Below are 23,608 nucleotides of genomic sequence, written 5' to 3' on the forward strand. Positions count from 1 at the left end.
GGTTTTAATTAGTAATGACCAAATTTAGTCCTAGACGTAATTTTATTTTGATACTATTTTAGTAAGAATTAATACATAATTAACAACTTATTAACTTTAAAAAAACGTACTATGAAAAAATAATCTAAAATTTCTATCAATACATCTGTTACTTTTACCAAAAAACAACATAATCATCACAAATACTCTTAATAAACCACCCTTCGACTCCGCTCAGGGTGACACAAAAAAAACAAGACGAAAACCCAAAACTGTCAGGCTGAGCGAAGCCGAAGCCCTCTCTAGATAAACCAGCCTTCGACTTCGCTCAGGGTGACACAAAAACAACCAAGATAGCCTCCAAAAAAAACTGTCAGGCTGAGCGAAGCCGAAGCCCCCTTCTAAGTAAACCAGCCTTCGACTCCGCTCAGGGTGACACAAAACAACCAAGACTAAAACTCCCAAAACTGTCAGGCTGAGCGAAGCCGAAGCCCCCCATAAAAAAAAAAAACCGTCTCCACAATGGGAGACGGCTTCAAAAAACAAATAAAACTAACTCAAAAATTAAAATTTGTCCCAGAAAATTTTGGTGGTCATTAAATCTCCACCTATAGCAGCTGATGCCGCTTCGTAATTTGCTTTGTTAAGCGTTTTGTCTGAAGTGGAATAAATATTTCTTACCGGAACCTTGCCTTCCGCTTCAGCCACAGCTGATACGGGAGCCGTTAGTATTGGAAAATCTAAACGTCTGTATTCTGTCCAGGCTTCAAAACCACGGTTGTAGTAAGCGATCCAAAGTTGGTAGGCGATTTTTTGTTTGTCTGTACCCGTTGCTGTTGCAAATGCAACGTCAGGTCTGGCCAGATACGTTTGCATATCGGTACTGGCAACTCCCCAAAATTTCATACTTGCTTCTATACCTTTAGTATAATATTCTTCAGCAGTTCCTCCAACATTAAATCCTCTGTTAGCAGCATCGGCTAATAAAAAACAAGTTTCAGTGTAATCAAACAATACACCCGGATTGGTTTTTAACTTTAATTTTTTACCCGTATTTGTAAAATTGGAGTAATTAACTTGCTGTGCATAAGGAGCACCTTTGTATTCTCCGGCTATTTTTGAATCCGGGTTAAAAAAGAAATCACGTCTTGGATCTGATTTCGCATTTAATTCATCTGCAAAAAAAGCGGAGATAATGATTTGACTTTCATTCACCAAACTATCATAAAGCGGATTCATATCTGTATTCGTAGAATAATACTGAAACAAGGCTGTTTGAGTTTCATTACTCATTACTCCTGAACTGTAAGCACTTTCTACCATAGCTTTTGCTTTTGCCGGTTCTACATCAGCAAGATGCAATCCCATTTTAAGTTTTACGCTATTGGCTAAAGTCTTCCATTGACCAACATTGCCTTTGAATACCAAATCAGCAGCGCCGAAACTTCCATTAGCAGCATCCATATTTGCTATGGCAACATCTAAACGAGCTGCTAAATCCAGATATACGGTTTTAGCATCATCATATTTAGGATAAGGAAATGCTTTTACATTAAGCGCTTCTGAATAGGCAACATTTCCAAACAAATCAACAAGTGTTTGGTAAGCCATTACGATTTGTACATCCAGTATGGCGATGTTATTTTTTTTAACTGCTTCTTCAATTGGGCCTAAAGCCTGCGCTTCTCTAATTTGAATTTGAGCATTCGCTAAATCCTGCAATACATCTCTGTACAGTAATATCGCGTGTGAACTTCCTAAATTTCTTTTTGCCTGATTGTAGTTGGCTTCATCTGTATAAGTTGACGTAGACCAGTGCTGTGCGTAGGCTCTGAAATTATTAGAATTCACAGAAGCGTTAGTTAAAAAATAGGCATAATTTACCTGAGCATTCGTCATCAAAGCAGCAGGTACCACTTTGGTATAGGCTTTTTGATCAACGTTTAAATCGTCTAAGTTGTCACATGAAACTATTGAAAGTAAAACAGCTCCTGCAAAAAATATTGTTTTTATAATTCTCATATCGTTATCTTTTTTTAGAATTGAACTTTCAATGTAAAACTGTACTCTTTTGTAGTTGGCAATACACCCGTCTGGAATCCTTGCAAGTTACCTGAAGACATCCCTGCTTCCGGATCTGCATAAGGCAAGTTTTTACTGATAATCCAAAGATTACTTCCATTCAAAGCAAAAACCATATTGTTAATGAAGGTGCTTTTTAGTAATTTTTTTGGAAATTTATAGCTTATTCCAACCTCACGAAGTTTCACATAAGAAGCATCGTATACATATTCCTGCTGTGGCATTGAGTTGTAAAAATAGTATCCGTCAGTACCCGTTATGCTTGCCACTACATTGTTTGGAGTTCCATCTGCTTTTACTCCTTCTAATAAAATTCCACCACCATTAGCAACCGGTTCACGCTGTGGAACTCCTAAATGGTTATTGCTTACTGTGCTTTCGTAAATACCTGTAGTATGTCCGTATTGCTGATCCAGAGAATATACGTCTCCTCCTTTTTTAACATCAATTAAAAAGTTGAAAGCGATATTTTTATAAGTCAAAACGTTATTAAAACCTCCGATCCAATCCGGATTCACATTACCAATAACTACTCCTGCTGATTGCAAATATCTTCCGTTTGAACGAATGATTTTCTGCCCGTCCAAATACGTATATCCGGAACCTACCAACTGTCCGACTGGCTTACCTACTTCAGCTACATAACTTACTCCCTGGAATCCTCCTAACGAAATCCTGTCAGGTCCTCCCAAAGAAATTACTTCATTTTTATTGGTCGACCAGTTTACTGTAGTCTGCCATGTGAAGTTGTCTGTTTTTATTGGAGTCGCATTCAAAGACACTTCAAATCCTTTGTTTTGCACATCACCAGCATTTATCCATGCTCTGGTATAACCTGTTTGAGTTGGTGTTTCAATAGAAAGAATCTGGTTTGTCGTATTCGTTTTGTAGTACGAAAAGTCAAGTCCAACTCTATTTTTGAAAAACTTAAGTTCAATACCAGCTTCAACTCCTTTTGTTAATTCACTTTTTAAATCCGAATTACTTTTGTTATTGTCTGTAGAAAAACGCGATGCTCCTCCAAAATTGTTGTTTTTAGGATACACAGCTGTTGTTACTCCAAAAGGGGCATCATTACCTGTTTCAGCATAATTCAAACGCAATTTTCCAAAAGACAACCAGTCTGTTTTGAGGTGATTGCTAAAAATATACGTTGCCGTTACCGACGGATAAGTGTAAACACTATTATCTTTTGGTAAAGTCGAAGATTGATCCACTCTATACGTTCCTTCTAAAAAGTAAGTATCATAGAAATTAAAGTTAGCGGTTGAATAAACACTGTTTGTTCCTTTCGTTTCCATCATTTCATCCGGGCTATTAATCGCATCAACCGAATTGTCCAAGGCGTAAATCCCGGGAACTACCAATCCTCCGTTTGTTACTGCAAAAATGGAAGTATTGATCGAACGTCTTGAGTTAGCACCCAACATACCCGTGAAATTAATCCCGTCAACGATTCTGGCTTTGAAGTTCATTATTAAATCTAAATTGATTTCTCTGAACGTTTTGTCATATCTGGAATATTCTCCTAGTCCGTTTGGCGTTCTTTTCGAACCAACAGCCACACGTTCTTCCTGCAATTGGTGGTAATAATCTACTGCACCTCTTCCCATAATATCGAACCAATTGGTGATATCAGTTTTGATGACTACATTTCCAAAGAAGCGGTCTCTCACTAATGAATTGTAGTTCTGATACCTTTGAAAATAAGGGTTATCATGAAATTGTACATTTAAATTCTCCGGTGAACCAACATTCCACGTTGTATTTCTTCCAGTTAAATTGTAGGCGTCTTCAAGATCTTTAAAATCAACACTGGTCGAATACCATTGTCTCACACTACTTAAATAGTTATTTCCTCCATCTCCATAACCAGTTTCATTCATTCCTTTAGCATATGATTTCAAATAATTTGCTGTGGCTGAAACTTTAGTTCTGTCACTAATTTTATAACTTCCGGAAAAGTTGAAATTGTCTTTTCTGTTCTCGCTATTTGGTAAAATCCCCTGATTCTGATTGTAGTTGCTGTAACCAAATCTAAAATCTCCACCTTCATTCGCTCCCGAAACAGCAATACTATTAATAAAGGTCACGCTATTTTGATAAAAGCTATTTGGGTTGTTTTTTACTGCTGTCCAAGGTGTCGCTTTTCCGTAAGTTGGCAACTCAGGGTAAAACGAATTCCAGTTGTACACCAATAATGACGGATCAAATCTTGGACCCCATGACGCATCATCAGTTGCGGTGTAAGGATGAGTTCCACTTCCTAAATCAGTTGTACCGTAAAAATCACCATAACCACTTCCGTATTGGTTTTGATATTTTGGCAATGTCTTTTTATCCACAACTCCAATATTTACACCTGAACTAAAGTTTATTCCTAAACCTCCTTTAGATTTACTTCCTTTTTTAAGCGTTACAATAATAACTCCATTTGACGCTCTTGATCCGTACAATGCTGTTGCAGCAGCACCTTTTAAAACGTTCATGTTTTCAATATCATCGGGATTAATATCCGAAGCGGCATTTCCGTAATCGTACCCACCTTTGTTACCGCCCGATATTTGATCGTTTGTATTGGTATTGTCATTATTCAATATAATTCCATCCACAACCCACAATGCCTGATTGCTCTGTGTCAATGAAGTAGTACCACGAATCACAACATTGGTAGATCCACCAATATTATTGTTTCTTCTGATCTCTACTCCGGCAATTTTTCCCGAAATATTATTAGAAACGTTACCCGTATTCACTTTTGTAAGCTCTTCACCGCTTACTTCCTGAGTGGCATAACCTAAAGATTTTTTCTCTCTTTTAATACCCAATGCCGTTACTACAATTTCCTGTAATTGCATCGATCCTGAAGACATTTTTACGTTTAAATTTTTATCAGTTGCTATAACTTCTTGCGACTGCATCCCAATATAACTGAATATAATAACAGCATTCCCTTCTGCTTTTATTGAGTATCTACCGTCAAAATCAGTCTGAGTTCCTGTTTTTGTTCCTTTCACTAATACGCCGACACCCGGTAATGGCATTCCTGTATTATCTGAGACAATTCCCGACACAACCCGTTCCTGCGCGAACGTAAGTTGAGCTACAAGCACAAAGAAGAGCATTGTAACTTTCATAAAATTAATTTTAAATTTCATATTATGGTTTTATAATTAGTATTGGCAAATGTTTTGCTTTTTAGCTAATTTTTATGATAATATATTATCGCAAAAGCAGCGTATATTACCCGATAAGTGTAAATTTTACAATTTTAGAAGTATTATCTTACCATTGTGAAATAGGGTGATTGCTAGGGTTTATTGGAATGAGATAATGTGGGAATGTGATAATGAAATACTAAATCTCAAATACTGGATCTGAAAAACTGGATCTGAATTTTGAAAGTACGAAAGACGATCTCCTATCAAACACTTCTTTCTGTAATAGTCAAATCTTCAGAATAAGAGAAAAAACTAAAACATAAAACCATGTTGCATCCGATAAATGGAATAGGTCTGACAAAATGATTCGGTACAACATTTCACATCTCACCTATTTCATTTTCATCTATTAGATTTCTCATTTTTACATTTTTACATTTTGCATCCTGCATTTCGGATTCAGACTCAGTATTTCACATTATCTAATTATCTCATTTTCTCATTGTCAAATTTTCACAACCAACATTTCACTCCTAAAAAATATTTCTCTATTTTTGTTACTATGAAAATAGAAATCTGGTCGGACATCATGTGTCCGTTTTGTTATATAGGAAAAAGACAATTGGAAACTGCTTTGGCTGAATTTCCAGATGAAGAATTTGAAATTGAATGGAAGAGTTTTCAACTTGATCCAACCATTCCGCTACAATCAGGGCAAGACGTTTTTACATTCCTGGCGGAGCATAAAGGGATTTCGGTTGAGCAATCTATAGCCATGCACAAAGACGTCACTGAGCGTGCTAAAAGCGTTGGTTTAGACTATCATTTTGAGAAGGCTATCGTTTCAAATTCATTACCTGCTCATCGCATAATTCATTTGGCTAAAACCAAAAATCTGGCTGGCGAAATGGAGGAAATCTTCTTTAAAGCATATTTCACAGAAGGAAGAGATCTAAACGACGATCCTACCTTACTGGAATTAGCTGAAAGTGCAGGTCTGCCGTCAGACGAAGTTTTAGAGGTACTAAAAAACGACAAATTGTTTCTAAACGATGTACATACCGATATTATCGAAGCAAAACAAGTTGGCGTACAAGGTGTTCCCTTCTTTGCTTTTGATCGAAAATATGCCGTGTCGGGAGCACAACCGGTTGAAGCCTTTGTACAAACGATAAAAGAACTACAGAAGTAGGGAATTTTAGATTGCAGACTTTAGATTACTGATTTTTGATTACTGATTTTTGATTGCTGATTTTTGATTTTTGATTATTTGTTTGATGTCTACTTTTTTGACCAGAATAATAAAATAAAAAGATATAAACTTATCGAGCGCCAGATTGGCACGCAATATCATTTCGCAGAAATAACACGCCCAGCAAAAAATCTACAATTTAAAATTTTAAACTTTAGACTTTTGATTATTTGTTTAATATCTAATTTTTTGACCCGAATAATAAAATAAAAAGATATAAACTTATCGAGCGATAGATTGGCACGCAATATCATTTCACAGAAATAACACGCCCCGCAAAAAATCTAAAATCTACACTCTAAAATCTAAAATCTCAAATAACTCCCATTTTCTGCATTAGAAAAGTGGCGCTTTTGTTTTTACAAATTCCATTGCGGAGTTTGTAATCAAAATGTAGTTCTTCATTTTTAATTTCGACTTCGAAACATTGGTTGGTTAAGATTTCAGGATAATCGTTTGTTGTTAAGCACACTTCTATATCGTGTGTTGCAATCGCGCCAATCGCTTTTTTAGCAATTATCTTTTTCACGACTTCAATTGTACCGTTGCGTTTGTCATCGGAATTGGTTCCTCTTAGGATTTCATCCAGTAAAACAAAAGCCGGTTTTTCTTCCAGAGCATCCATAATTTGTTTCAGACGTTTTATTTCCGCAAAGAAATAAGATTCACTATCGGACAAAGAATCCGATAATCGCATGGAAACTAAAACAGCTAACGGATGCATATTAGCTTCTGAGGCACAAACCACAGAACCGATTCCTCCTAAAACCATATTAACACCCAGACTTCTTAAAAAAGTGCTTTTTCCGGACATATTCGACCCCGTCAGAATCACAAACGACTCGGGATAAAAATGAGTGTCATTCCCTACTCTACTTAGCGGATTCAACAATGGGTGTGCCAAATCTTTAAACCCAATTTTATATTTGGAATTTATTTCAGGGAAAACAAAATCAGGGTTGTTGTAGGCTAAATTAGCCAGACTGTTCAAAGCTTCAAATTCACCAATTATTGAAACCCACTTTCCGAGTTCTGTCGCGTAATTTTCTTTCCATTTTAAAAGCGATTTTAAAACATGCACATTAAACAAAAATGTCCCATTAAATACAATTGCCGTGACAAAATTATTAATACTGTCCATTCTTGAGAACAACTCCGACAACTCTTTTACATGTGTACTGGCTGTTGCATTTCTAAATACAAGCTGTTGTTGCAGATCAATTAATTTTTTGGATTGAAAAGTCTCCGTTTCGATCTTAATCAGTAATAAACTATACTGTTTGATAATTTTATCAACGTTATCAGCCTTTGCAATTTCAGATTGAATTCTTTTAAAACATTGTCCTAAAACTATGGTGTTTGCAATAAAAATATACGTCAGATAACTCAGCAATATCATTTTCGAAGTAATGATATAGGCGATTAAAAAACCAAAAAACAAGGTTGGCAGTATTATAGAAAGTGCTATAATAACTTTAGGCAGCTTGTTTATTTTAGAAGAACTCCAATGCATTATAGAATCATAAGCATTTTTAGAATCCGCACTTATTGTCGCTAAAGCCAGGAAGTCTTGCCTCCAATCCAGCTTGGATTTTAATTCGTTTATTGCTTCCTGATTCTCTAAAATGGTTGTATTGGGAAGTACTTCCAATAACTGATTCGCAAGCGTTTTTTTTCCAACAAAAGTGGCTGTTCTGTTTAAACTTTGGAACAAAGAATGTTCTCCAAAGATATCCAGATCGTATGCATAAGGGTGGTGAAAGTCATTAAATTCAATTCCGTTTTCAAAAGGCAATTTTTCTCTTTTCAAAAAGGCAATTTCGTTTTCGTTAATCTTCAGAATCGCGGTTGCAAGCTGCTTTTCGAAAGATAACTTTGAGTGGATTCTCATCAAAAAAATAAAACCAACAAAAGACAGAAAAGCAAAAGCAACGTAGCTAATCTCGTTTGTCTTGATATAATAAAACAATAAAAATAGACAAAGAAAAACGCTTAAAAGACGTGAAATACTAATGCTGTTGTATCTTTTATTGATTTTTTTTAAAAGTTCCGTATACTGAACGACTTTATTTTGATATGAATTCATTTTGCTTATTTGATGGAACACAAATATAGGTTTTCCATAACAAAATAAACGTTCTGAATTTATAGTAATTTAATCTTCGTGCATAACCAAAACGGGCACAGGCACTTGTTTGGATAATTTTTTAGTGAAACTGGAGTCAAAAAGACTTTCAAAAAAAGAACGTTTGTGTGTGATCATAGAAAGAATGTCCACTTCTTTGTAAAGCACAAAATCAAGAATTGTCTCTTTTACTTCATCACTTGGCAAAACTAAAAACTCTACATTTTCATTTGCAAACTCTTTCTCCCATTCTTTAACTGTTGCTTCAGGGACGTCTGAACTTGAAGTTCTCACGTATAAACTTTTGACTTTAGCATCCGTTTTTTTCGCGATTTCGAGTACTTTTTTTAACTCTTTTTTGTCTTTTTCACGATAACGGGTTGTAAAGCCGATTACTTTAATTTTTTTGAACTTAGCATCAACCGGCACACATAAAACCGGCACTTCCACTCCTGAAATTACAGAACTCGTATTGGAACCAAGGAAAAATTTCGTCCAGTCGGAAGCTCCTGATGTTCCCATAATTACAAAATCAACTTTATCTTCTTCGACGGCATTTTTGAGGTTATACAGTAAGTCACCATCCATTAAACGGTGTTTTATTACGATGTTCCCTAATTTTCGTTCTTCAGCTATAGCTCTTAGCTTTGGAATTTCATTTTTAAACATTTCAAATTTGGCTAATTCTACCGAACTATAAATTGCGGCATAATTTTCCGGAAAAAATTGACTGTCGTAAACCGGAATCTCAAAGGTATGCAACAAAATAAGCTCGGCATTTACAATCTTAGCAAACTCTAAGGCATGAACAAAAGCATTTGTTGCAGCCTCAGAAAAATCTGTGGGAAATAATATCTTTTTCATTTTGTTTGAGATTTAGAAGTTGTTTTCTCAAATTTAATCATTCTAAAAAGAAATTAACCTGACAATTATCAGTAATTTAACATTCTACAAAAACAAATAAATAACCTGTTGGCTACAAATAATTTTAACACCTCAAAGCGTAAACAATAAAAGTAAGCAGTAAATACACACTAGACAACGAACTCCGGGTTCGTGATTTTTGAGGCTTTTTTTATACCTTTGCAGCATGATAAATCAAGATTCTATAGTTGCATTGGCTACTCCTTCAGGAGCCGGAGCAATTGCCATAATTCGAATTTCAGGTTCCGATGCTATAACGATCGGTGACAGCGTCTTTAAATCCATCAAAAACAAGGATTTAACCAAACAAAAAACTCATACCTTACATTTAGGTCATATCGTCGACGGGTCGAAAACGCTTGACGAAGTTTTGGTTTCTGTTTTTAAAGGACCGAACTCGTATACCGGTGAAAACACTATAGAAATCTCCTGTCACGGGTCTACTTATATTCAGCAGCAAATTATTCAATTATTGTTAAGAAAAGGCTGCAGAATGGCCGATGCGGGTGAATTTACCCTTAGAGCCTTCTTAAACGGAAAACTGGATTTATCACAAGCAGAAGCTGTTGCCGATTTGATTTCATCCGATAATGAAGCTTCACACCAAATTGCCATGCAACAAATGCGTGGTGGTTTTAGCAATGAAATAGCCAAATTGCGCGAAGAGCTTTTAAACTTCGCCTCCCTAATTGAATTGGAATTGGATTTTGCAGAAGAAGATGTTGAATTTGCAGACAGAAGTCAGTTTCATGAATTATTGAACCGAATTGAGTTTGTTTTAAAACGTTTAATTGATTCATTCGCCGTTGGAAATGTCATCAAAAATGGAATTCCGGTAGCCATCGTTGGAGAACCCAACGTTGGGAAATCGACTTTACTAAATGCCTTATTAAACGAAGAACGCGCCATTGTTTCTGACATTGCCGGAACTACACGTGATACCATCGAAGACGAATTGGTAATTGGCGGAATCGGATTTAGATTCATAGACACAGCAGGAATCCGCGAGACAAAAGATGTTGTGGAAAGCATCGGAATCAAAAAAACCTTTGAAAAAATTGAGCAGGCACAGGTTGTGATTTATTTGTTTGATGGTTTAAAGTTTCAGGTTTCAAGTTCGGAGTTTGTTTCGGAAATTGAGCAAATCAAGAATAAATATCCTTTAAAACCATTGCTGATTGTCGTTAATAAAAAAGATATTTTATCTGCTGATGAAGTTTCAAACATCACTGATAAACTCGAAAACTTAAATGCCAAACTTTTACTAATCTCCGCAAAAGAAAAAATTGGTGTGGATGATTTAAAGGATGAATTGCTTTCTTTTGTAAATACCGGAGCCCTTAGAAACAACGAAACAATCGTTACCAATACAAGACATTACGATTCCTTACTAAAAGCATTAGATGAAATACAAAAAGTAAAATTTGGTCTCGAAACGAATCTTTCGAGCGATCTTATGGCGCTTGATATCCGAGAAGCTTTGTACCAATTTGGGCTTATTACGGGTCAGGTTTCTAATGATGAATTGTTGGGGAATATTTTTGCTAATTTTTGTATCGGGAAATAGGTTTCACAAAACATCACAAAATAAAACAAAGAATCCCAGTTAAAATACTATAAAACGGTATTTTAACTGGGATTCTTCTTTCTGTTTATATAATTTTATTTGCAGATAGTTTGTTCCTTTTTGTACCATTATTGTACCACGAAAATATTTGGTTCTGTCGCATCTCTCATGTGAATCCGAAAGAAATCAGGAACCCCAAAATTATGCAGCCAATCTAAAGAATGATTTGAACATACTTGTTCCTGGGTTAAGCATCTGATTTTTTCTCAGCATGTGTACAACTTCAATTCCTGCCAGGGTTCTTTTGGCAGATTCAAAACTTTTGAAACCCAAACTATTTTGTATTCTCCACTTAATAAAGCGATGTCCTTGTTCAACAATATTGTTGAGATATTTGGATTGACGAATCTTTATATTCGAAAATGATCGTTTGTTATAAACCCCTATTGCGCTGGTGTTAGAGCCACTTTTGTCTATATTTATTATCGTTGGCCTGCAGTTACTTTTTATCGCTTTTATTAAAAATGACTGCGCATTCATTCTCTGTCTCCTTCTGGTCAAAAGAAAATCTACGGTATTACCCCATTTATCAACAGCTCGATATAAGTAACACCGGACACCTTTTACTTTTATATACGTTTCATCCATTCGCCAGCTGACGCCTACACTCTTCTTTCTCTTCTTGAGTTCCGAGTCAATCAGAGGTGAAAATTTAAACACCCAGCGCTGAATTGTAGCGTGATCAACTGCTATTCCTCGCATTTTCATTATTTCCTCAACATCCCGGTAACTCAATGTAAATCGTAATTTGAAATAAACAGCCTGCAAAATAATAGCTTTGGGATAACAATGACCTTTGGTATTCATTTAATGTATTTTTAAGGTCTAAATATAATAGTTATCTAACAGATGCGACAGAACCGATTCTTTCGATAAGTAGTCTCGACAAGTCTTCTTGTTTCCAATAAGAAAGCAAGATTTCATTTGAATAGTCATTTGTTTTTACCCGCCCAGTCGGGCCAATAGTAGAAACAATTATTCGATCATTCTTAGTAAAAAAAACCGACTTGACTGATCCTTTATGTGCTATCCGGCTTACTTCTTTATTTGTTTTTAAGTCCCAGACACTTACTAAAGCATTTTGCTGGGCAACAGCAATATTTCTATTATCTGAACTAAATGAAATAGCATGGACAGGGGAGCTGATTGTGAATTGGTTCATTTTTTTATGTTTTTTTAGATCCCAAATCTCTATGAAATAATCTGTATCTTTTGCGCCCTCACCTACGATTATCATCTTTGTTTCTCCATAAGAAAGTACCGCGCACATATCACCTTTTGCGTTAAAATAACATTCATCGAGACTTCCTTTAGATGTTATAGAGTCTCTTTTGGAAAAGCTAGGCACGTTTAAAAGATATAATTTATTTGACATTGTTTTACTTACAATGAATGGTGATGGAACATTCAATTTAAAATTAAGTGTGGATATGGTTTTGTTAATTGAGAATAGCTTAGGCTTTTTAGGGTTTTCAACATTCCAGCATCTCAGAATGCCACCGGTAGTTTCTGTCAATAGTAATTTTCCATCAAAGGAAAAAAGGAGGGTATTTATATTGGCAAATTTTAGTCTGTTATCGTTATAAATATAACCATGTGAAATTTTTGATAATAATTCTTTCTTTTCAGTATCCCAAATCCAAATCATATCCCAAGCAGCTGTAACCAAAATTTTCCCATTATTTGCAATCGCAATGGGACCTAATATACCTGATCCTGAGCCTCCCCAATCTCTACTTTGTTCTTCATCAATAGTTTTGAATGTGACCTTCCTTTTTATTGTCTTAGGTTTTAGTTTTCCGCCTAATAAAGAGTCTGAATTGTTTAAGTAAATAATTGGAACTTCTTCATTATAAGATGTTTTATTAGGCAAAACTGGACTTTCTCCGATTAACTCAGTAATGTCAAAATTTAAATCAATACTTAATAAATTACCATTCTGATCAAACAAATATTTGTCGTGATAACTTCTATATAGATTTATGTTAAAACTATAATTGAAATCAGACCTATTTTTTAAAATTACATTTTCAGAGGTACTTGCAATCATATTTAATTTTAAATCATAAACAGGAGTTCTCCATAATTGATATTTATGTTGAATCCTATAAATTTCTTTTCCCGTTTTAGAGTCCCAACATCTAACACTGCCATCATCTGAAGAGGAGATTATAATATTATTGTCTATTTGAAGTGATGTTACTTCCTCTCGATGTTTAAAAATATAGAATGGGTCAGAAACTGATACATTCCAGATTACTATGTTTGCATTGTCATCTGCGGTTGCTAAATAATTTCCATCTGGACTTGCACAAATAGAGTTTATATTTGATTTCATAGGGACTACACCAAATTCCTCCCCAGAGGATGAATCAAACAATCTAACATTGTCACCGTAACTTGCAGAGGCAAAATATTGACCTTCTTTTAAAAAAGCTATACCAGTAGGGTTCTCAAATAAATTATGTCTAGAAATTTCCTGCCCAGTTTCACTATTCCACACCCTAGTCGTGCCGTCCTTACTTTGAGATAAAATTCTTTTCCCATTTTTGCTAAAATGAATTTCAGTTGCACTTTTGTAATGGGCAAATTGAATCGTTACTTGCTTTGAACTAACATTGAAAACTTCAATTATTCCATTATCATGTGCAACAGCAATATAGTTACCAGTACAATCAAATTCGATATCCATTACTTTACCTTTACCTTGAAATGTAAAAAAAGGTCTAGATTCCTTTAATTTGTAAAGTACCACATCCCCATCTTCATATCCGACAGCACATAATAATGGATCGATTGGTGAGAATTCGGCATCTACAATCCACGAATCATGATGAAATTTATATTTTTCAATTCCTGTGTAAACATCATATATTCTTAATGTATTATTATTATCGTCACCTTGAAAATATTGTTGATATTTTTTAAACTTTTCCTCAGGTATTAGACTTTTATTTATGTATAATCCATCTTTTTTTCTTATAATTGAATCTTCGATTGATTTTATAAGGCCATCCTTTAAAAGTGCCTTTCTAAAAGCTAATTTGTTATCAAAGGCGTTAGAAACGCAAGCAACGTAATTGCTATTTGAATTAAATGTTGAATGATTGCTGGCATCAATAATTACTGGTCTTTTATTTGTTTTCCATTCCCAAAGCCACACGTCCCTATCGCTTGCATAACCTAAAAAACGATTATTATTACTAAATTTTAAGTCATTTGCCAAATGATCAAATTTATCATTAATAGAAAAGGTCTTTATAATTTTACCTGTTTTAACATTAAATATTTTAATATAGCCTCTTGAACTAGCAGCCAAAAAACAATTATCATTACTAAATACAATCTTTTCAACACCATTTAGTGAGTTAGGATAAGAAAATGTTGAAACGGGAGATAACATTTTACTTAAAATGTATCTTGCGGCCTGATTTGTCTCCAAACTATTGTATTGATTTATTCCATCAAGAGCAAACTGAGCTGCAGTTAAAAACTGCAATGGTTGATCTGCAAGAACTCTAGATTGAGCAGCTTTTTGCTGAGCATAAGCAATACTCGCTTGTTTCTTAGATTGTTGCCAATAAATAAGGCTTATTATTGAAAGTATTGAAATTCCTATAACAGTGCACCCTAAAACAATATTTCGAATTTTTTTTTGACGAATCGCCCAGCTCCTTTCCTTTTGACTTTTTATCACAAGTTCTATTTCCCTATCATTCCACTTTCGCATTCCTTTTGATCCTTTTTCAACAGTTTCAAGATCTCTGGTATTAAGAACCGTTATGTCTTGGTCATTGATTAAATATGTTTCTTGGTTTTTTAATATTCGGGTAGCTTTTTGACCATCTTTTACTGAGCTTTCAAACATTGCGCGGATTATTGGTCCTAAAGTATCATGGGCTAAACTAATATATTGTCCAGAATCTTTGTCCTCTGAAAGCAAGTAGCAATCTTTACATTTTTGGATAATTTTTTTTATAAAACTTCCGTTATCATATCTGTCCAATATTGATTCAAGTTCATGTGATGCTGAAGTTCCTAAAGGAGTAGTATGAAAATAAAGAATGTCAAGCAAAAGACCTGATTCTACAATATCACTATTCCATTCTGATATCTCAATAATCTGTTCATTTATAAAATCTCCAAGTGCGAGACCATTATCTTTTAGATTATAATATGTTTTTTTCGAAAAGAATCTACTGTTATTTTCAAGTGTACTTTTCTCCCATAATTTTGTGAGTAATATTTGAAGTATTGGGGCAACAGGAGAGTCAATATCTTTACTTAAATCGTCGGCAATTTGTTCATCTAAATCCTTCTCTAGGGTAATGCAATACTGATTTCTAGTTGTAGCTGACAAATTACTTCCATTTATAATCTCCACTAAATTATCTCTTTTTAAAGGGTGGAGAAAATATGCAGAAAAAGGTATGTTAATTTTAGTACTTTCAGACTCTATCTCAGCATGATATTCTTTTCGATAGCCTAAGATAATTTTTACATTATTTAAATCTTTTGAATATATTATTTTTGATAGTAGAGAAAAGAAATCTTTTAGCTCTGAATTGTATTCTTTAATGGGCTTTGTAAAGACTTCTTCAAGTTGATCAATAATAATTACTATTCCTTTTTTAGTTGATTCTGCGAGTGCATTAAGACTGAGAATAAAATCAAGTAAGTTATCTGAATGAATATCCAGAGATTTTAGCAATGTCTTTATTAAACCAATATCAGGTGCCCTCCTTGTATAGAACACATTAGAAACAGCTTTTAATCTGGGAATAAGCCCGGCATCAAGAAGCGAAGATTTACCAACGCCAGTTTGTCCGTATAATAAAATTACTGGATTTACATTTTCATCCATAACCTTAGTAAAGAGATCTTTGATTTCTTTACCTCTTCCCCAGAAAATAAGAGATTCCTTTTCAGTGTAAGGTTGTAATGAAATATATGGAGCATTCGGAAGTAAATAATTTAAAGGTTTTGGCAATCCAAAATAAGGGTTGTTTATTTCATCTGATAATTTCCAATTATACGAATCCTCGTTTGTATAATAGAGATCCCATAAAATTTCTAACTCTTTCTTGGGTTTTCGTGGATCAGATAAGGCTTGAGAAATTTTAATATTATCTGTTGAAGAGCTCAAGATCGCAAGTTTAGCTTGTTTAAAAGAGTTATTTATTGATAGTCCTTCTGCAAGACCATTATAGAATCTTGATGCAAACTCTTTTGCTACATCATCAGGTATTTTTTGAGATGTTGCAATAACTGCAGGAATACCAAGTTTTAGTAAGTCTTGTGCTTGTTGAAATGTTGAGCACCCATTTAAGAAAACAAGTCTTAAGCTTGGAATTTCAAGCAAAAACCTATTAAATGAATGACCTTCAATTTTAGAATTATTTAATATTAACTCAAAATCTCCTGCATGACCACCAAAATGAAAAATTGAAATGCGATTTGCAAGGCGTGAATCTTGAAAAACATTTATTAGAGTTGAAATGTTTAAGTTAAATCTTTCTATGAACTCACATAATCCCTCTTTTTCGGCTTTTTCCAAAGAGCTTCTGATTGATAAATGTTCATCAGCTAGTCTATCTAAATCATTTCTTGGATTGGCAAAAGCAAGAAAAACACAAGGAAGTATAGAGGATTCAGTAGGCATTTTAATGAATGTCAAGTTTAAGATTTTCCTTAATTTCTTCCGGTTGATTTTGTAGTATTTTTTTTTCTCTAGACTTATCTCTAACAATTAAAGTCATTGCTAATGCTGCATTATCATTTTCTTTTTCCTTTACAGCTTTACCTAGTGAATCGAGATCACCATTTATATCTGTAAAACTTTGAACCCAAGTTAAAAGAGGTTTGTCTTTAACATTCCCTAAATATTTTCCAACGATAGATGCTAAGTTAAATAATGAATCTGCAACTTGACCAAATGGCGTAGAACCTGATAATATAACTTTGAGACCAGAAACCAAATTTGAATAGTCTTTATCTTCTTTAACTTTAGCAAGAATCCCCCCCACTTCTCTTAAGTTTTCCTTACTTTTTACAACAGAAACAAATGCATGAATTTGTCCTGGATTTATTTTCGAATTATCCGTTTGTTTCCAATAAAAAATTGTTCGGTCAACGGGTAATTCTTCCATATCATCAACCTTGTGAAATCCTTTTAAATCAAAATTTTGAATTGGATTATCAAGATCACTAATTACAATTATTAAAAGATACATTTGGGCAAGACCTGGAAATGGAAAGATCTTAGCAGTTCCATTGTCCTTTATTAGCACTCTCGAAAGTCTTAATTCTATACCAGATAATTCATCAGATTTTGGGATATCAGCAGATCTGTCTTTATTTCTTTTTGCGCTAAGTGAAAATTTGTCTACAAAAAAATTTTCTTGGTTAAATTTTATGCTCATGATAATTGTTTTAAAATTGCTAATTATATTTAAAGTCCAAATAGATGCGCTGAAAATATTTAGTAGAGATGGGAAATGTGAATTTATGACAGATTTTTATTTTTACTACTTGAAATAATGGGGTCGACAAAATTGTATAAGTAATTGAATTACAATAAATAATAATTTTGTTGTTTTTTTGTTATATTAACAAATATCATTACTAGTACAAATATATAAAATTTAAAAATTTAAAAATAAGGTAGTTATACTCGTTTTTAATTCAAGAATTAGCTATAATAGTAAAATGAAGGTTCTGTCGCATCTACCATATAAAAACAGAAAGAAATTGCAGAGCTAAAAATTATGCTGCCAATTTACAAAATGATTTGAACATACTTGTTTCTGGGTTAAGCATCTGATTCTTTCTCAACATATGTATAACTTCAATTCCACCTAAGGTTCTTTTGGCAGATTCAAAACTTTTGAAACCCAAACTATTTTGTATTCTCCACTTAATAAAGCGATGATCTTGTTCAACTATATTGTTGAGATATTTACATTGCCGAATCTTGATATTCGAAAAAGAGCGTTTATTGTAAACTCTTATAGCACTAGTGTTCGAGCCGCTTTTCTCTATATTTATTACCATTGGTCTGCAGTTATTATTTATTTCCCTAGTTAGAAATCACTGGGCACTCATTCTTTGCCTTCTTTTATTAAGAAGAAAATCTACTGTGTTATCCAATTTATCGACTGCCCTATATAAATAGCACCAAATACCTCTAATTTTTATATAAGTTTCGTTCATTCTCCAGCTAGCTCCCTTTACTTTTTTATATTTTAATCTTCTTTATAAAGCCGCATTCATACAATAACCTTAAGTAATTTATTTTATTGGAATAAATCAATTTTATTCACAACAAAAAAACATCCATTCACGACAGAAAAACCTTCACTAATGACATCTTTTTCATTTTTTTTATTTTCAATCATTAATTTCATTTCGGAAAATAAAATCTAGAGCTAGAAAGCATTTTCGAGATTATCCCAAAGAAAATACGAATACCATAGAAATCAAATTTTTTATTTTTTAACATAAAATTTATATAAAATGGGACAGTACAAAAGTCGTCAGGAATTTTTAAAAAACAATCCGAGATCAATTGCATTCGCCGCATTGGTTAAAGCAACAAAAATGCAAGACACGATTACCAATCAAGCGATTAAACTTAGTCCAAATCAACTAGAAGGAAAGGAGGTTATAATCATCGGGTCTGGTGTTGGCGGACTTACCACCGCGTATGAACTACTCGCTCAAGAATCAGGTGCAAAAGTAACCATTCTGGAAGCATCTCATAAAACGGGAGGACGCTGCATGAGCTTACGCACAGGGGATACACTCATCGAAGATGCAAACAGTGATTTGTTCGATTCGAAACCAGGAGAACCGCAAGTTGTTCGATTTAAGCGCCCGGTGGGAGACTCAGAACCTTACCTTAATGCAGGCCCTGGTCGTATTCCAAGCAGTCACAAACGACTCCTTTCTTACTTAAAACGTTTTTCGGTAGACGTTGAAATATATGTGATGAACTCTGAATCTAATTTGGTTCAAAAGAACGAAAGTTTTGGAGGTAAACCTATGGTTTACCGTCGTTTGGATCATAATACAAGAGGTTGGTTGGCGCACATGGTATACAAAAATGCGGAAGAATTACTTCGTAATTCAAAAGTAGGAATTAGTGAAAGTAATCTTAAAACACGCGTTGAAGAATTACAAAGTTTGATGATCAGTTTCGGAGAGCTTGATGTAGATGGAACCTATAGCGCAACGGCTGGATCACCTGGCTTCGAGGATGGAAAAACACGCGCTGGATATGAAGTTTTACCTGGTGTTGCGGCTGGAATTGTAGCCGATGTTTTGAGTTTTGATAAATTGCTCGAATCAAAATTTTGGGAAGGCACAAAATTCTATCAACCTACAGATTTTCTTTGGCAACCTACTTTATTTCAACCCGTTGGAGGAATGGATCAGGTGCAACACGCTTTTGCTCAACAAGTGGCAGCTTTGGGAGGAAATATTCTTTTGAATAGTCCTGTAAAAAAAATAAAATGGGACTCAACTAAAGAAAAGTACATCATTTCGGTTGGACAAGTTGGAACAGAAGAACCGATCTATTACGAAGCTGATTATTGTGTTTGCAACCTTGCGATGCCTTTTTTGAAAAACATTCTAGATTCTGATCTCCTAAAATCGGGACTTGAACCTGAATTTAAAGATGCATTAGAAGCCGTTTTTGTGGCACAATTTGAACCAACACAAGCTCCAGGTTATAAACCGCGAAAAGACGGATACGTTCCGCGTTTTTTAGCCTGTACCTCCAAAGTGGGCTGGCAAGCAAATCGATATTTATGGCAAGGAAGCCCAATAAATCTCAAGACAATGGGAGTTGAAAAATCTGAAGTAGGAGTTGTACCTATTTTTGGAGGAATCTCTTGGACAGACAATGAAATTCAACAAATTTGGTATCCATCTACGGCATATCAAGACGAAAAAGGCGTGCTCACAGGCGCTTATAATTTTGATAAAATAGCACACGATTGGGGAAAATTACCCGTTGATGAGCGACTTACCAAAGCGCGAAATGATGCCAGTAAATTCGGTAAGAAATTTGCCGAAGGCTTGGGAGAAGGCGTTGCTATAGCTTGGCAAAATATGCCAAATATTAAGGGGGGCTGGGCATATTGGCAGTCCGTTGGAGATGCGAACTATTCAACGAAACAATTTAATGCTATTGCACAAGGATCTGGAATTATAGATCCGAAAACAAAAAATGCGAGCAATGCTAACTTTTTTATTGTTGGTGATCAAATTTCCTCTCTTCCTGGTTGGCAAGAAGGCGCTATTGCAGCTGCATTAAATGCAATTTCGAGAATGGCAAAACCAGAGGTTAAAATACAGCCATTGAAAAATTTACCAGACACTCGTTTGATGGTGGAAGGTATCTAAATCAATTATATAGAAATGAATGGAACGACGTGGAAGGTATTCTGCGTCGCTTTTTTTTATACTGCAAATCTTAATTTAAAATATACTGCTTGCAGAATTATGGATTTTGAACAACAATGACCTTTAAGTATACATTTTTTAATGGATTTAAAATTCTAAAGATAAAAGTTATTATCAGATGCGACAGACCCCTTACTCTTTCCATTTCAATAGAATTTAATTACTTTTCTAATTTTACTCATGTCTGTTATTTTGTTTGCCATAATCCGTATATTTTTAACGAATGTATGGTTCTAACAACATGAAAAAATGAATAGTTTTTAATCGTTAATTAACCACAAAACTTGGTGGTCAATTTGCTCCGGAACGGGGCACTTAGAAATAATGAAACAATCGTTACCAATACAAGACATTACGATTCTTTACTAAAAGCATTAGATGAAATACAAAAAGTAAAATTTGGTCTCGAAACGAATCTTTCAAGCGACCTTATGGCACTTGACATTCGCGAAGCTTTGTACCAATTTGGGCTTATTACGGGTCAGGTCTCTAATGATGAATTGTTGGGGAATATTTTTGCTAATTTCTGTATTGGGAAGTAGGTTTCATAAAACAACCCTAACTAAAACGCTACAAGAAAGCATTTTATGTAATATCATCTAGAGAAGCGATCATCTATTTTCTTATTAAAAGTCCACTCCAATATTTTATGTTGATTTTTTCGAGTCCGAAAAGCAATGAAAGATTTTTTCGAAATGAACTGAAAGTAAATATTGTATATCATTAGATAAGAAATTGATTTTCCCGGTGCTTCACCATATGAATGACCAGGCCAAAACAGGGAGTGCTCAGGCAGATAATTTTTCAAGAATTGAACGGAATCATATAAAGATGCCGCACCATCTTCAGAACAAACTCCAACACCTTCAATAAAAACAGTATCTCCAGAAAACACATGATTATCAATTAAGTAACAAACACTGCCTGAAGTATGCCCAGGAGTAAGAATTGGAGTTATTTCGATTGTACCTATTTTAAAGTTTTTCAAGTGAGAAACCAATTGCAATTTAGAATATGTTAATCGAAAAGTAATTGCATCTATATCGGAGCTCCACACAGGAACATTTTTTTCTTTAGAAAATTTTCCTGCCAGATCTACATGATCCAAGTGGCCATGAGTAAGCAATACACCCTTTAATAAAATTCCATTTTCTTCTATATAATTAGTAATCAACTCGTAATCCCAAGCCGGATCAATCAAAACACCTTCGTATTGATTATGGACCAGATAGCATTGATTCTTAAAAACACCATTAGTAACCTCAAAAAGTTGCACATAAATCATCAGGACTGTAAATTTAGATGCGTTAAATGTTTAGCAAAATTAGTTAAATCTATATCGGTACGTTTGGGACAAGTAATGGAGACAATATAAGAGTCCAGAACTATAGAAAATGATTTGTATTGCCTAAAATTCTTAAAACTTGCACTATATAATCCATTTTTGTAATCAAGGGAATCTAATTCCAAATAGTTGAAATCAATCATCATTCCTGTCTTTAAGATTTTAGACAGGCTTTCTTTTACAGTCCAAAGCAATGTATAGGCTGAAGCCTTATCATTCAGATACGAATTTGCTAAAGTTATTTCTTGCTGAGTAAACATATTCATCATAGAATCAACTTTTTCCGGATTAATTTTTTCAATATCCACCCCTATAGGATGAGCTTCCGGGTAAGCTATGGAAATACCAATAGCATCACAGTGCGTAATAGATACCTGAAAACCAGAACAAGACAGTTGCTCTATGACCGGGAATTGAAAAACACCGAAACCTACTTTAAAAGAACTCATAACGGTATTTGTTGGTATAATTTTGCCTAAAGCACTCTTCGCACTAATGCGACCTAACAAATAACTAGATTTTCGTCTATTGAATTTTAGAGCATTTAAATAGGTGATCTCATCCGGATGTAAAACTTCTAAATATCCATTTAAATCGGTTAATTCTTTTTTTACAATGGTATATCCCGCTATATGTTCCGAGTTTTCTCTTACCAATCTTATAATACCTTCATATAACATAGGAAGAGTGATTAGAAATTAAACTTTTTACTTTTTCTAATTGCTTAAGCTCATTTCCAAAAGGGGATAAAATAGGCTGTATGCTGGACTCAGATGTTTTTAGTATGGAATATTTAGTAAAAGTAGCACTAGTACCCGAAGGTCCCAGGTCAATATAGAAACACGGTCCGAGTTGTTCCAAAAAGTCAATTGTTTTACTATGACTGGAATAAGAACTTACCACTTGACTATAATACTCGGCATCAATTTCTTTTAAAAGATCTGATGTCACGCCAGACAAATAATGTGTCTTAGGTCGAACCAAATCAATACCTTGTTGCATATAATACGAAAAATCATGTAAACCTTCCTTAAGGAGAGGAGAATGAAAAGGAACAGTTACCGGAATACGTTTATGTATTATCTCTTCTTCCTTTAAGATTTTTTGATATTGATCCAAATTTGATGTTGTTCCGGAGACCGTATAACTTCCCTTAAAATTATCGATGGCCAGGTACAAATTGTATTGTTCATATATTTTAAATTTATGATGTGTCTCTGCGTTTATAACAGTAAGCATACCTCCTTCCAGATTACTCCTTGTTAAAGATTTGGCCTGTTCCATAGCAGCTTTTATAGCTGTTGATGTAGACCAAATACCACTGGCAACACCAGCGGCAAACTCACCAAGACTTTGGCCGAAAACATAATCCGGAAAAATATTGTAAGACTTCATTACCTCTATCATAGCAATCTCAATTGCCACGATAGCAGGATGGGTGATTAGCAGCTCATCAAAATCTGAGTCATCTTTACCATAAAGCTCATGCACAAGAGATCTATTCAAATACTTCTGAAAAATCAGATCACTTTCCTCCATGCTTGATCTAAAAACAGCATGGTCCATGAATAGGCTTTTTCCCATATTACGATACTGACTACCCTGGCCAGAAAATAAAAAGACAACTTTATACTTTTTCATA

The 23,608-nt window shown here is 34.4% G+C and carries 13 protein-coding genes and 2 pseudogenes; 4 read left to right on the plus strand and 11 right to left on the minus strand.

Features of this window, described 5'->3' with window-relative positions:
• Window positions 1-543: 543 nt before the first annotated feature.
• Entirely contained in the window at window positions 544-2,001 is a 1,458-nt protein-coding gene (locus ACHRV3_RS02065; protein WP_395434350.1) for a SusD/RagB family nutrient-binding outer membrane lipoprotein, read from the minus strand.
• Window positions 2,002-2,015: 14 nt separating this feature from the next.
• A complete protein-coding gene (locus ACHRV3_RS02070; RefSeq protein ID WP_395434351.1) occupies window positions 2,016-5,198 on the minus strand; it encodes a SusC/RagA family TonB-linked outer membrane protein in 3,183 nt (1,060 codons plus the stop codon).
• A 586-nt stretch (window positions 5,199-5,784) separates the two neighbouring features.
• Between ACHRV3_RS02070 and ACHRV3_RS02075 the strand changes: the two genes are divergently transcribed.
• The gene (locus ACHRV3_RS02075) at window positions 5,785-6,414 is read left to right on the plus strand and encodes a DsbA family protein (protein ID WP_047778047.1); all 630 of its coding nucleotides are present in this window, start codon (window positions 5,785-5,787) and stop codon (window positions 6,412-6,414) included.
• Between the two features lie 373 nt (window positions 6,415-6,787).
• Here the strand turns inward: ACHRV3_RS02075 and ACHRV3_RS02080 are convergent, their stop codons facing one another.
• Window positions 6,788-8,560, minus strand: coding sequence for a DNA mismatch repair protein (locus ACHRV3_RS02080; protein WP_395434352.1), 1,773 nt, complete (start codon window positions 8,558-8,560; stop codon window positions 6,788-6,790).
• Between the two features lie 69 nt (window positions 8,561-8,629).
• A complete protein-coding gene (locus tag ACHRV3_RS02085; protein WP_047778051.1) occupies window positions 8,630-9,463 on the minus strand; it encodes a universal stress protein in 834 nt (277 codons plus the stop codon).
• 226 nt (window positions 9,464-9,689) lie between these two features.
• Between ACHRV3_RS02085 and mnmE the strand changes: the two genes are divergently transcribed.
• A complete protein-coding gene (mnmE, locus tag ACHRV3_RS02090; protein ID WP_047778053.1) occupies window positions 9,690-11,090 on the plus strand; it encodes a tRNA uridine-5-carboxymethylaminomethyl(34) synthesis GTPase MnmE in 1,401 nt (466 codons plus the stop codon).
• 201 nt (window positions 11,091-11,291) lie between these two features.
• On the opposite strand, the gene ACHRV3_RS02095 is transcribed toward mnmE, so the two are convergent.
• The 4 genes and pseudogenes from ACHRV3_RS02095 to ACHRV3_RS02110 all read right to left on the minus strand — a co-directional run bounded on the left by ACHRV3_RS02095 (window position 11,292) and on the right by ACHRV3_RS02110 (window position 18,362).
• Complete coding sequence (locus ACHRV3_RS02095; protein ID WP_395434353.1) at window positions 11,292-11,957, minus strand: IS6 family transposase; 666 nt, start codon at window positions 11,955-11,957, stop codon at window positions 11,292-11,294.
• Between the two features lie 31 nt (window positions 11,958-11,988).
• Window positions 11,989-16,812, minus strand: a complete 4,824-nt coding sequence (locus ACHRV3_RS02100; RefSeq protein ID WP_395434354.1) for a CHAT domain-containing protein — start codon at window positions 16,810-16,812, stop codon at window positions 11,989-11,991.
• 1 nt (window position 16,813) lies between these two features.
• The gene (locus ACHRV3_RS02105) at window positions 16,814-17,572 is read right to left on the minus strand and encodes a hypothetical protein (RefSeq protein ID WP_395434355.1); all 759 of its coding nucleotides are present in this window, start codon (window positions 17,570-17,572) and stop codon (window positions 16,814-16,816) included.
• A gap of 343 nt (window positions 17,573-17,915) precedes the next feature.
• Window positions 17,916-18,362, minus strand: a pseudogene (locus ACHRV3_RS02110) (IS6 family transposase).
• A gap of 303 nt (window positions 18,363-18,665) precedes the next feature.
• On the opposite strand from ACHRV3_RS02110, the gene ACHRV3_RS02115 reads away from it, so the two are divergent.
• A complete protein-coding gene (locus ACHRV3_RS02115; RefSeq protein WP_395434357.1) occupies window positions 18,666-20,561 on the plus strand; it encodes a flavin monoamine oxidase family protein in 1,896 nt (631 codons plus the stop codon).
• 365 nt (window positions 20,562-20,926) lie between these two features.
• A pseudogene (locus ACHRV3_RS02120) lies at window positions 20,927-21,163 on the plus strand (tRNA uridine-5-carboxymethylaminomethyl(34) synthesis GTPase MnmE); the annotation flags it as partial.
• A gap of 53 nt (window positions 21,164-21,216) precedes the next feature.
• Here ACHRV3_RS02120 and ACHRV3_RS02125 read toward each other — a convergent pair.
• Genes ACHRV3_RS02125 through ACHRV3_RS02135 form a run of 3 tightly spaced genes read right to left on the minus strand, consistent with a single transcriptional unit; the run spans window position 21,217 to window position 23,607 of the window.
• A complete protein-coding gene (locus ACHRV3_RS02125; RefSeq protein WP_395434359.1) occupies window positions 21,217-21,906 on the minus strand; it encodes an MBL fold metallo-hydrolase in 690 nt (229 codons plus the stop codon).
• Window positions 21,906-22,646 carry a 4'-phosphopantetheinyl transferase superfamily protein gene (locus ACHRV3_RS02130; protein ID WP_047778059.1) on the minus strand — a complete coding sequence of 247 codons (741 nt, stop codon included), beginning with the start codon at window positions 22,644-22,646 and terminating at the stop codon, window positions 21,906-21,908. Before ACHRV3_RS02130 ends, ACHRV3_RS02125 begins: the two co-directional genes overlap by 1 nt.
• A complete protein-coding gene (locus tag ACHRV3_RS02135) occupies window positions 22,636-23,607 on the minus strand; it encodes an acyltransferase domain-containing protein (RefSeq protein WP_395434360.1) in 972 nt (323 codons plus the stop codon). Before ACHRV3_RS02135 ends, ACHRV3_RS02130 begins: the two co-directional genes overlap by 11 nt.
• Between the last annotated feature and the right edge of the window lies 1 nt (window position 23,608).

It is taken from the genome of Flavobacterium sp. FlaQc-49, assembly GCF_044005985.1.
GTDB lineage: Bacteria > Bacteroidota > Bacteroidia > Flavobacteriales > Flavobacteriaceae > Flavobacterium > Flavobacterium cupriresistens.